Below are 11,834 nucleotides of genomic sequence, written 5' to 3'. Positions count from 1 at the left end.
GCACAGTCTTTACGGGTACACGGCCCACCTCGTGTACGGGCGGTAGATCATGAATAGCGTGATCGCTATGAAACCGATGTCGCGGGCGATCGTAACAAGAAGGTTTGTCCCCTCTTCCGACTGATCGGGGGTGAAGCACCCACAGTCCAACACGATTCCCCGCGACCAAGCGGATGCCAGCCCGATGATGAAAAGGCTGAGGATGACGATGGAGAGCCAGCCGGCCGGGCGCAACTTAACGCCGAGCAACAGCAATAACCCGCCCGCGATCTCCAGCGGACCGATGATCGTGGCTAGCATGTCCGACCAGTCCGCGGTGAAAATATCGTATGCCCGGATCGTCTGCGTCACGTCCATGTGCACACCGATTTTGGACACACCCGCGGAAATCCAGATATAGGCCATGAAGAATCGGGCGGCGGCGGACAGAATATCCATAACCACCGCCCGGCTCCCGGGCTCAACCGGTACACCTTTTGTTACCACCCCACCGACAATAGCCGAGGGGGTAGTGCGCTCCTAGCCCGTGCGGGCCAACAGACATCTTGACAGCCGAGGCACACTGCTTCCACAGGCTGGCACCAGGAACTACGCCCCCGCGAGAGCCTCCTTGACCAGGTCCTTCGCTTCCTCCTGCACCCGGCGGAGGTGTTCTTCGCCACGGAAGCTCTCGGCGTAAATCTTGTATTTGTCCTCGGTCCCAGACGGGCGGGCGGCAAACCAGGCGTTTTCGGTGGCCACCTTCAGGCCGCCAATGGCGGCGCCGTTGCCGGGGGCGTGCGTGAGTTTCGCCGTAATCGCCTCCCCCGCAAGAGTTTCGGCCGTGACCTGCTCGGGCGAGAGCTTCTTCAGTACCGCTTTCTGCTCGCGGTTGGCGGGTGCGTCGGTGCGAGCATAGGCGGGAGCGCCGAACTTCTCGGAGAGCTCGGCGTAACGTTGCGATGGCGTTGAACCGGTCACCGCGGTGATCTCGGCGGCTAGCAGGTCCATGATCAGCCCGTCTTTGTCTGTGGACCAGACCGTTCCGTCCGTGCGCAGGAAGGACGCACCGGCGGATTCTTCTCCACCGAAGCCGATGGTGCCGTCGATGAGACCCGGCACGAACCACTTGAATCCGACGGGCACCTCGACGAGCTCGCGACCAAGGGAGGCGACGACGTGGTCGATCATCGACGACGACACCAGTGTCTTTCCCACAGCGGTCCCCTCCGCCCAGCCGGCTCGGTGGGAAAAGAGGTATTCGATCGCGACAGCGAGGTAGTGGTTCGGGTTCATCAGGCCGGCGTCAGGGGTCACAATTCCGTGGCGGTCGGCGTCGGCATCATTGCCGGTCGCGATGTCGTACGTGTCCCGGTTGGCCACCAGCGAGGCCATGGAGTTCGGCGACGAGCAGTCCATGCGAATCTTGCCGTCGGTATCAAGCGTCATGAACCGCCACGTCGCGTCGACCTGCGGGTTGACCACCGTCAGGTTCAACTCGTGCGTCTCAGCGATCGCCCCCCAGTAATCAACACTCGCCCCGCCCATCGGGTCCGCACCGATGCTCAGCCCGCTGCCGCGGATCGCGTCAATATCGACGACGCTGGGCAGATCCGCCACGTACGAACCCAAAAAGTCGAACTTCTCGGCGCGCTCGTCGAGCACTCCGCTTACCGACGCCCTCTTCACGCCCCGAAGACCTTCAGCGATGTAGGAATTCGCCGCCGCGGCGATCCAATCCGTCGCGTCCGTGTCCGCGGGCCCGCCGCTGGGCGGGTTGTACTTGAAACCGCCGTCGCGCGGCGGGTTGTGGGAGGGGGTAATCACGATGCCGTCGGCACGCTGCGGGTCGCTGCCCCTCACGCCACCGGATAAGCGGGCGTTGTGCGCGAGGATGGCGTGCGAGACTGCCGGGGTGGGCGTGTAGCGCCCCGCGGCGTCGACAAGCACTGCCACCTCGTTGGCGATGAGAACCTCGAGCGCGGAGACCATCGCGGGCTCGGAGAGGGCGTGGGTGTCGCGCCCGATGTAGACCGGCCCGCCGATGCCCTGCTGACGCCGATAATCGACGATCGCCTGCGTCACGGCCCAGATATGCTGCTGGTTGAACGCGTTGTCCAGTGAAGATCCCCGGTGCCCCGAGGTACCGAACACGACCTGCTGGTTCGGGTCGGCCGGGTCGATGTCGCGGGTGTAGTAAGCGGTAACCAGCTCCGCTATGTCGATGAGATCGTCGGGGCGGGCGGGCTGGCCGGCTCGATCGTGGGCCATAGTGGGCACTCCTTGTTGCATAGACGGTGTTGGCGCGTAGCTACCATCTTCCCCGCCTTCGGCTCGGCGCGCTAGGAGCCGGCGCAGGGATAGGCTCGGTGGGGTGCGGAAGGAAGCTCTCACGGTGGGTACTGGCGCGGCCCTCGGCGCCCTGGTCAGGTTAGCGGTCGGGGCCTCGGGCGCGGTCGCCGTCACCCTCGCATTGAATTTCACTGGGTGCTTCCTGATGGGACTGCTCAACCCGGGCAAGTTCTGGGGAACGGGATTCCTCGGCGGCTTCACGACGTTTTCCGCGGTCTCCCTCGCTGCGACCCGCAACAGCGGAGCAATCGCGGCCTGGCTCATGGCCGCGGCCCTAACCGGCTGCGTACTGTCGTGGTTTGCCGGCGACGCCCTTCGGAGGCGCTACCCATGAACGCGGTAGTCGTCTCAGCCGCGGTCTTCGCCGGAGGTTTTGCGGGCGGGGTGACCCGGTGGGCTCTGTCCCTCTTCAACCGCGGCGCGCTCCACACTGGAACCCTCGCCGCAAACGTCGTAGGCTCGATGGTCCTGGGTGCCGCCGCAAGCCTGCCCGGCATCCTGCCGGTTCTGGTGGGTACCGGGTTCGCTGGCGCGCTCTCCACGCTATCCACGCTCGCCCGCGAGCTTGGCCACCTTATCCGCGACGGGCACTGGGCTCGCGCGGCAGCCTACGCCACCCTCACCGCCGTGCTCGGAGCCGCGGGCGCTTACCTGGGAACGAGGCTGGTCTAGCCTTATTCCGCGATGGCAGCAAGCGGAGGCGTCACGGCGGCGCGCTGCGCCGGCCACAGCGCAGCCAGGATCCCGGCGGCTACCGACCCGGCAAGGGTAATCCCCACCAAGGTCCAGGGCACGACGAGGGTATCCAGCCCTTGGCTGGACAGCACCGTGAGGAACGCCCACCCGAGGCCCAAGCCCAACGCGATACCGGACACGGCGCCGAACACGGCCATCTGCACAGACTCCAAAACGATCATGGTGCGCACCTGACCGCGTTGGGTGCCAACCGCGCGCAGCATTCCGATTTCCTGCCGGCGCTCGATAATGGAAAGCGTGAGGGTATTGACAATGCCCAGCACCGCAATGATCACGGCTAGGGACAGCAACGCGTAGAGGATGAACAGCATCTGATCGATCGTGCCGCTGAGCTCCCCGCTCATGTCCTCCGTGGAGCGAACCTGGATGACGATGTCTTGGCGCACCGCTTCCTCTAAGTTGGTGCGCAGCTGACCGGCACTGACGCTGCCGTCGCCGTCCACCCCCACCATGATGATGCTCACGGCACTGTGGGGCAGAACCTTCCCCGCAGCGCTGCTGCTCACCACGAGCCCTCCAAGGACCGTCGACGAGTCGTAGATGCCGCCAAGTGTCGCCTGCGCGGTCGACGCTGTGGCCGCGGGGGCGGAAATGGTCACGGGATCCCCGACGTTCCACCCCCGCGCCTGGGCGTAATCGGCGGATGCAATGACGGTGTCGCCCTCGAGCGAGGACGAACCCTGGGTAACAGTGAGCGACACCAACTGGGAGGGGTCGCCAGAGATAACGGGGGTGATCCCTCCTGCTGCCCCGAACTGCCGGCCGTACTCACCGTTTACCGCGACCGGTGCCTGGCCGTAGGCGACGACGCTGCCCACGCCGTCGACATTCTCTACCCGGCTGGGCAGATCGTTTTGCACGGGGAAGGACCCCGTATCAGGGCCAGAGAGGACGTAGTCGGCCTTAATTTCGCTTTGGGCGACGTCCGAAATGGACTGTTTCATCGTCGCCCCGAGCATGCCGATCGCCGTCATCAGCGCGATGCCCAGCACCAGCGCGAACGCTGTCGAGCTGGTGCGCCGCGGATTGCGGCGTGAGTTCGTTGATGCGAGGATGCCCACCATGCCGAAAGGCGCACCGATGAGGCGCCCCAGCGGCGGGACGATGGGGAGGGTGAGGGCGGGGCCGGCGAGGAAGAAGCCGACGATGATGGCCACAGCCGCGCCGCCGACCAGTGACGCCCGGTCGCCGGTGCCGCCGTCCTTCCACGCCACCGCGGCCACCGCGGCGGCGACGCCGGCCGCCAGCAGGATGAATCCGACAATCGAACGCCCGCGCAGCGGCTGCGGAGAGGCGGACTCGGAGGCACGCATCGCCTCAACCGGGCGCACCTGGCCCGCCCGCCGGGCGGGAGCCCACGCCGACAGCATCGTCACGATGACCCCGACGACAATCGGGATCACAACAGCCTGAGGGGACAGTCCCAGGCCGCCACCCGGCAGCTCCATCCCGTACCTGCTCATGACGACTCTGATGAGCGCGACGAGCCCCATCCCGCCGACAACGCCGGCCACTGACCCGAGCAGACCCACGACGAATGCCTCTATGGTGACGGAGCGGGTGATGTGGCGTCGAGAAGCACCAAGCGCCCTCAAAAGCGCGAACTCCTTCGTGCGTTGCGCGACGATCATGGAGAAGGTGTTGGCGATAAGGAACGTGCCCACAAGCAACCCGACCAAACCGAAAGCGACAAGGAAGTAGCTGACGAAGCTCAGGCCCTCCCGAACCGTTTTCGTAATCTCCTCGGCCATGGACGCGCCGGTCTCGACGCTGTACTGGGGGTAGGTGGCGCGGAGGCCGTCGACAAGGTGTTCGGAGCTCACACCATCTTTCGCGCTCACGGTCAACCCGGGCAGTGTCGTCCCGTCGGTGTAGTACTGGTTGTACGTCTCAGGGGTGAGCTTGAACGCCAGCGAGGAACTGTGCGCGCTCTCCTCCTCGTAGAACCCCACGATCGTGTACGTCTGCCGCGCGCTCGGATCGACGACGATCAGCTGGTCATCCAGACCGATGCCGTACTTTTCGGCGCCGTTGCGGTTAACGACGGCTTCGCCGGCCGCACTGGGGGCTCGCCCCTCGGTCACGGTCGTGCCCGCGCCCACCGCGTCCTCGGGGGCATAGAACAACCCGCTTGTCGACGTCCCCTGCCCCGTCTGAATCGCCGTCTCGTCTTCCTGAGCGGCGATCACGGTGGTCGAACCGGACTCGTTGACCCGCGAGACGTCCGGATTGTTCTGCAGCTCGGCGACGACGGCCGGTGTCACTGCCGTCCCATCTGAACCCGACTCGACAACAGCGTCGACACCGGCGAATTCGGTAGCAATCGCGTCGTCGAAGGAGCGCTCGAGCATGTTCGTAAACAACAAGGACCCTGTGATGAAAGCGGTGCCTAGCACGACCGCGAGAACGGTTAGGGCGAGCCGAAGCTTGTGGGCCGCGATGTTTCGCAACGACACCCGCGCCATTGGAGATGCCACTTAGTCCTCGATCCCTGCCATGACGTGGAGGATGGCTTCCATGGTGGGCTCCCGCAGCTCGTCGACGATTTCTCCGTCACGCAGGAAGATGACGCGGTCCGCGTAGGACGCCGCCCGGGCGTCGTGGGTAACGATGACCACCGTCTGGTTATCGTGGTCAACCGCGTGACGCAGAATCTCCAGCACCTCGCGGCTGGCGTTGGAGTCCAGGTTGCCGGTCGGCTCGTCGCCGAAGATGATGTCGGGCCGGCTCACCAGGGCTCGGGCGCAGGCGACGCGCTGCTGCTGGCCTCCCGAGAGCTCGCTGGGACGGTGGCTTAGCCGCTGGGCGAGGCCGAGCCGCCGAGTCACTTCCTCGAACCACTCCTTGTCGACCTTCTTGCCCGCGATATCCGTCGGCAGCGTGATGTTCTCCGCAGCCGTGAGCGTTGGGACCAGGTTAAAGGACTGGAAGATGAACCCGAGGCGGTCGCGGCGCAGCGCGGTAAGTTGCTTGTCACCCAGGTTGGCCAGGTCCGTTCCTCCGATGTAGGCAGCGCCCGAGGTGAAAGAGTCCAGACCCGCCATAGCGTGCATCAGCGTCGACTTGCCGGATCCCGACGGCCCCATGATCGCTGTGAACTCATTCGCACCGAAATCGACGCTCACCCCCGCAAGCGCGGTGACCTGCGTGTCGCCACGCCCATACGTCTTAACGAGGTCGACGGCACGAGCCGCAGCCACGGCTTCTTTGGTGTCTGCGGAGTGCAAGGAGTGATTACCCATCGTTGTTTGCAGCGGCCTTTCTCTTCCGGTGTGGACCGTAGACAAGGGTACCGTGTGAGAACAAACGGGAGCGAAAAGCACGAAACCCCCCTGTGGGCGTGTGCTTTGGGGGGGTTTGTGTTGTTGAGTTGTTGGTCGGCGGTAACTTACTCTCCCACCCCCTCCCGGGGGCAGTACCATCAGCGCGGGCGGGCTTAGCTTCCGGGTTCGGAATGGGTCCGGGCGTGTCCCCGCCGCTATTGACCACCGACACATTTTTTTGTTGTTGGGCGCCCCGTGGCCGGGGGGTGTGGTGTGTCAGATACTGCATAGTGGACGCGGGTACGACACCTTTGTGGTGTGTGTTTCGTGTGCGGGTGGTTTTGGTGTATTAGTACCAGTCGTCTTGGTGCACATTACTGTGTGTCCAACTCTGGCCTATCAACCCCATCGTCTGTGGGGAACCTCGAATGAAACCTCATCTTAAAACAGGCTTCCCGCTTAGATGCTTTCAGCGGTTATCCCTTCCGTACGTAGCCAACCAGCGGTGCTCCTGGCGGAACAACTGGCACACTAGAGGTACGTCCGTCCCGGTCCTCTCGTACTAGGGACAGCTTTTTTCAAGTTTCAACGCGCGCGGCGGATAGAGACCGAACTGTCTCACGACGTTCTGAACCCAGCTCGCGTGCCGCTTTAATGGGCGAACAGCCCAACCCTTGGGACCTACTCCAGCCCCAGGATGCGACGAGCCGACATCGAGGTGCCAAACCATCCCGTCGATATGGACTCTTGGGGAAGATCAGCCTGTTATCCCCGGGGTACCTTTTATCCGTTGAGCGACACCACTTCCACTCGTAGGTGCCGGATCACTAGTCCCGACTTTCGTCCCTGCTCGACATGTCCGTCTCACAGTCAAGCTCCCTTGTGCACTTACACTCTTAACACCTGATTGCCAACCAGGCTGAGGGAACCTTTGGGCGCCTCCGTTACTCTTTGGGAGGCAACCGCCCCAGTTAAACTACCCACCAGGCACTGTCCCCAACCCAGATCATGGGCCAAGGTTAAGGTATCCACTACGGTCAGAGTGGTATTTCACCAACGACTCGGCCACCACTAGCGTGATGGTGTCATAGTCTCCCACCTATCCTACACAAACCGCACCGAACACCAATACCAAGCTGTAGTGAAGGTCCCGGGGTCTTTTCGTCCTGCCGCGCGAAACGAGCATCTTTACTCGTACTGCAATTTCACCGGGCCTGTGGTTGAGACAGCAGGGGAGTCGTTACGCCATTCGTGCAGGTCGGAACTTACCCGACAAGGAATTTCGCTACCTTAGGATGGTTATAGTTACCACCGCCGTTTACTGGGGCTTAAATTCTCCGCTTCGACCCCCACAGGGGGGGTCTAACAGGTCCTCGTAACCTTCCAGCACCGGGCAGGCGTCAGTCCGTATACATCAACATCACGTCTTCGCACGGACCTGTGTTTTTGGTAAACAGTCGCTCCCCTCTCTTCTCTGCGACCCCACCACGCTCACACACGAACAGTGTGATCACCTCGTAGGGTCCCCCTTCTCCCGAAGTTACGGGGGTAATTTGCCGAGTTCCTTAACCACAGTTCACCCGACCGCCTTAGTATTCTCTACCTGACTACCTGTGTCGGTTTCGGGTACGGGCCGTACGCACACATCGCTAGAGGCTTTTCTCGACAGCATAGGATCACCACCATCACCCCTCTAGGGGGCTACGCATCACGCCTCACACAAAAGCGGGCTGCATTTCACACCCCACCGTGCCACACGCTTACACCGCGCAATCCATTCCGCGGCGTGGCTACCTTCCTGCGTCACCCCATCACTGACCTACTAAGGTTCAGGCCCTCCACCACACACCCACCACACCACCACCCCCCGAAGGGGAAGGCAGCACAATAATGAGCATGCGGGAAGTTAGTATCACCCGTTACGTCTTGGGCGCGTGCATACGGGTACGGGAATATCAACCCGTTGACCATCGACTACGCCTGTCGGCCTCGCCTTAGGACCCGACTCACCCTGGGAAGACGAACTTGACCCAGGAACCCTTAGTCATCCGGCGGGTAAGATTCTCACTTACCACTCGTTACTCATGCCTGCATTCTCACTCGCGTGCAGTCCACAACCCCTCACGGTCCTGCTTCACCCCACACGCGACGCTCCCCTACCCAACAACACCCCACAGGGATATCATTGCCGCGGTTTCGGCGGTGTACTTGAGCCCCACTACATTGTCGGCGCGGAACCACTCGACCAGTGAGCTATTACGCACTCTTTCAAGGGTGGCTGCTTCTAAGCCAACCTCCTGGCTGTCATCGCGATCCCACATCCTTTTCCACTTAGTACACCCTTAGGGGCCTTAACCGGCGATCTGGGCTGTTTCCCTCTCGACTATGAAGCTTATCCCCCACAGTCTCACTGCCATGCACCACTTAACCGGCATTCGGAGTTTGGCTGACATTGCTAAGATGATAGTCCCGCTCAACCAACCAGTAGCTCTACCTCCGGCAAGCTCACATAACGCTGCACCTAAATGCATTTCGGGGAGAACCAGCTATCACGGAGTTTGATTGGCCTTTCACCCCTACCCACAGCTCATCCCCTCAGTTTTCAACCTAAGTGGGTTCGCGCCTCCACAACCTCTTACAATTGCTTCACACTGGCCATGGGTAGATCACCCCGCTTCGGGTCCAGGACATGCCACTACACACCCTCTTCGGATTCGCTTTCGCTACGACTCCCCCACAACCGGGTTAACCTCGCGACATGCCGCTGACTCGCAGGCTCATTCTTCAAAAGGCACGCCATCACACACCAGCGGTGCTCTGACGGATTGTAAGCGCACGGTTTCAGGAACTCTTTCACTCCCCTCCCGGGGTACTTTTCACCATTCCCTCACGGTACTATCCACTATCGGTCACACTGAGTATTTAGGCTTACCGGGTGGTCCCGGCAGATTCACAGCAGATTCCACGAGCCCACTGCTACTCGGGACAACACGCACACCACAGCACACACGCAACCACGTACGGGACTCATCACCCACTACGGCGCACCATCCCAGATGCTTCCGCTCACGCGCACACCACAATGGCCCAGGTGGCAGCCCGAACACACGCATCATCCCACAACCCCACACACGCAACCCCTGCCAGGTCTCACACGCACATGGTTTAGCCTCATCCGCGTTCGCTCGCCACTACTAACGGAATCACACTTGTTTTCTCTTCCTACGGGTACTGAGATGTTTCACTTCCCCGCGTACACCCCCACACAGGCTATGAATTCACCTGCAGGTCACACCACACAACTGGTGCCAGGTTTCCCCATTCGGACATCCTCGGATCAACGCTCGGTTGGCAACTCCCCAAGGCATAACGCAGCCTCCCACGTCCTTCATCGGCTCAGCATGCCAAGGCATCCACCGTACGCCCTTCACAACACACCCAACACACACAATCAGGCACACAACACACAAAAAAGAAAGATACTCGCGTCCACTATACAGTTCTCACACACCACACACACCCCCCACAACCACACACACCGTGCACAATCATGACAGGCACGCCCACGAACACCACGCACACACACAACCACAACAGTCATGCGCACACACGCGAAGTGCCCCAGACACCCAACAGCATGCCAACCACCCGTTTGCAGGACACACGGTCATGACCACATACGCCCACCATCACACGAACAACACACCAGCATCATCCACACAACAGGGGGTGCGCGACCACCCGGCCAGATTTAAAAAAAAGATGGCAGTGCCACACACGGACACATCAACCACCACCCCCACCACACGACCACGCGCGCAGGGGGCACACAAAAAACTCCTTAGAAAGGAGGTGATCCAGCCGCACCTTCCGGTACGGCTACCTTGTTACGACTTCGTCCCAATCGCCGATCCCACCTTCGACAGCTCCCCACCCACACAGGGTTTAGGCCACCGGCTTCGGGTGTTACCAACTTTCATGACGTGACGGGCGGTGTGTACAAGGCCCGGGAACGTATTCACCGCAGCATTGCTGATCTGCGATTACTAGCGACTCCGACTTCATGGGGTCGAGTTGCAGACCCCAATCCGAACTACGACCGGCTTTCAGCGATTAGCTCACTCTCACAAGCTCGCACACGCGCTGTACCGACCATTGTAGCATGTGTGAAGCCCTGGACATAAGGGGCATGATGATTTGACGTCATCCCCACCTTCCTCCGAGTTAACCCCGGCAGTCTCTCATGAGTCCCCAACCGAATTGCTGGCAACATAAGACAAGGGTTGCGCTCGTTGCGGGACTTAACCCAACATCTCACGACACGAGCTGACGACAACCATGCACCACCTGCAAACAGACCACAAGGGAAACCACATCTCTGCGGCGATCCTGTTCATGTCAAGCCCAGGTAAGGTTCTTCGCGTTGCATCGAATTAATCCACATGCTCCGCCGCTTGTGCGGGCCCCCGTCAATTCCTTTGAGTTTTAGCCTTGCGGCCGTACTCCCCAGGCGGGGCGCTTAATGCGTTAGCTACGGCACAAACCCCGTGGAAGGGACTCACACCTAGCGCCCACCGTTTACGGCATGGACTACCAGGGTATCTAATCCTGTTCGCTACCCATGCTTTCGCTCCTCAGCGTCAGTAACTGCCCAGTAACCTGCCTTCGCCATCGGTGTTCCTCCTGATATCTGCGCATTTCACCGCTACACCAGGAATTCCAGTTACCCCTACAGCACTCAAGTTATGCCCGTATCGCCTGCAACCCCACAGTTAAGCCATGGACTTACACAAACGACGCGACAAACCACCTACGAGCTCTTTACGCCCAGTAATTCCGGACAACGCTCGCACCCTACGTATTACCGCGGCTGCTGGCACGTAGTTAGCCGGTGCTTCTTATCCAGGTACCGTCACAAAAGCTTCGTCCCTGGCGAAAGGAGTTTACAACCCGAAGGCCGTCATCCCCCACGCGGCGTCGCTGCATCAGGCTTGCGCCCATTGTGCAATATTCCCCACTGCTGCCTCCCGTAGGAGTCTGGGCCGTATCTCAGTCCCAATGTGGCCGTACACCCTCTCAGGCCGGCTACCCGTCGACGCCTTGGTAGGCCATTACCCCACCAACAAGCTGATAGGCCGCAAGCTCATCCCATACCGCAAAAGCTTTCCAACCACACACCAACATGCGATTCCTATCCGGTATTAGACCCAGTTTCCCAAGCTTATCCCGAAGTACAGGGCAGATCACCCACGTGTTACTCACCCGTTCGCCACTCGAGCACCCCAGCAAGCCAGGGCCTTTCCGTTCGACTTGCATGTGTTAAGCACGCCGCCAGCGTTCATCCTGAGCCAGGATCAAACTCTCCACAAAAACGTTTCAGCAGAAACAGGCCGTGAAAAGCCCAAACCCAACCAAAACACGCAACCACACACACCCCACACCAAAGCAGAGCGCACACAGCCACGCACAAAAAACAACCAACCC

At 61.1% G+C, this 11,834-nt stretch carries 6 protein-coding genes and 3 rRNA genes; 2 read left to right on the top strand and 7 right to left on the bottom strand.

Features of this window, described 5'->3' with window-relative positions:
- Positions 1–9: 9 nt before the first annotated feature.
- Both CAPI_RS02625 and pgm read right to left on the bottom strand, forming a co-directional pair.
- On the bottom strand, positions 10–438 hold the full coding sequence (locus tag CAPI_RS02625) for a MauE/DoxX family redox-associated membrane protein (protein ID WP_018016493.1): 429 nt from the start codon (positions 436–438) through the stop codon (positions 10–12).
- A 150-nt stretch (positions 439–588) separates the two neighbouring features.
- On the bottom strand, positions 589–2,250 hold the full coding sequence (pgm, locus tag CAPI_RS02620) for a phosphoglucomutase (alpha-D-glucose-1,6-bisphosphate-dependent) (protein ID WP_018016492.1): 1,662 nt from the start codon (positions 2,248–2,250) through the stop codon (positions 589–591).
- Positions 2,251–2,353: 103 nt separating this feature from the next.
- Between pgm and CAPI_RS02615 the strand changes: the two genes are divergently transcribed.
- Both CAPI_RS02615 and CAPI_RS02610 read left to right on the top strand, forming a co-directional pair.
- Positions 2,354–2,665 carry a CrcB family protein gene (locus CAPI_RS02615; RefSeq protein ID WP_026156976.1) on the top strand — a complete coding sequence of 104 codons (312 nt, stop codon included), beginning with the start codon at positions 2,354–2,356 and terminating at the stop codon, positions 2,663–2,665.
- Positions 2,662–3,003 carry a FluC/FEX family fluoride channel gene (locus tag CAPI_RS02610; RefSeq protein ID WP_018016490.1) on the top strand — a complete coding sequence of 114 codons (342 nt, stop codon included), beginning with the start codon at positions 2,662–2,664 and terminating at the stop codon, positions 3,001–3,003. Before CAPI_RS02615 ends, CAPI_RS02610 begins: the two co-directional genes overlap by 4 nt.
- A gap of 2 nt (positions 3,004–3,005) precedes the next feature.
- On the opposite strand, the gene CAPI_RS02605 is transcribed toward CAPI_RS02610, so the two are convergent.
- From CAPI_RS02605 to CAPI_RS02585, 5 genes are all read right to left on the bottom strand, one after another.
- Entirely contained in the window at positions 3,006–5,552 is a 2,547-nt protein-coding gene (locus tag CAPI_RS02605) for an ABC transporter permease (RefSeq protein WP_018016489.1), read from the bottom strand.
- Positions 5,553–5,564: 12 nt separating this feature from the next.
- A complete protein-coding gene (locus tag CAPI_RS02600) occupies positions 5,565–6,329 on the bottom strand; it encodes an ABC transporter ATP-binding protein (RefSeq protein ID WP_018016488.1) in 765 nt (254 codons plus the stop codon).
- Between the two features lie 133 nt (positions 6,330–6,462).
- A 5S ribosomal RNA gene (rrf, locus tag CAPI_RS02595) occupies positions 6,463–6,580 on the bottom strand.
- 101 nt (positions 6,581–6,681) lie between these two features.
- Positions 6,682–9,790, bottom strand: a 23S ribosomal RNA gene (locus CAPI_RS02590).
- Between the two features lie 405 nt (positions 9,791–10,195).
- A 16S ribosomal RNA gene (locus CAPI_RS02585) occupies positions 10,196–11,720 on the bottom strand.
- Together the 16S, 23S and 5S rRNA genes form the textbook arrangement of a ribosomal RNA operon.
- Positions 11,721–11,834 lie beyond the last annotated feature (114 nt).

The sequence above is a fragment of the Corynebacterium capitovis DSM 44611 genome, from assembly GCF_030440535.1.
Lineage (GTDB): Bacteria > Actinomycetota > Actinomycetes > Mycobacteriales > Mycobacteriaceae > Corynebacterium > Corynebacterium capitovis.
Note: the sequence above shows the minus strand (reverse complement) of the source record. Positions and strands in the feature narration are given on the sequence as shown.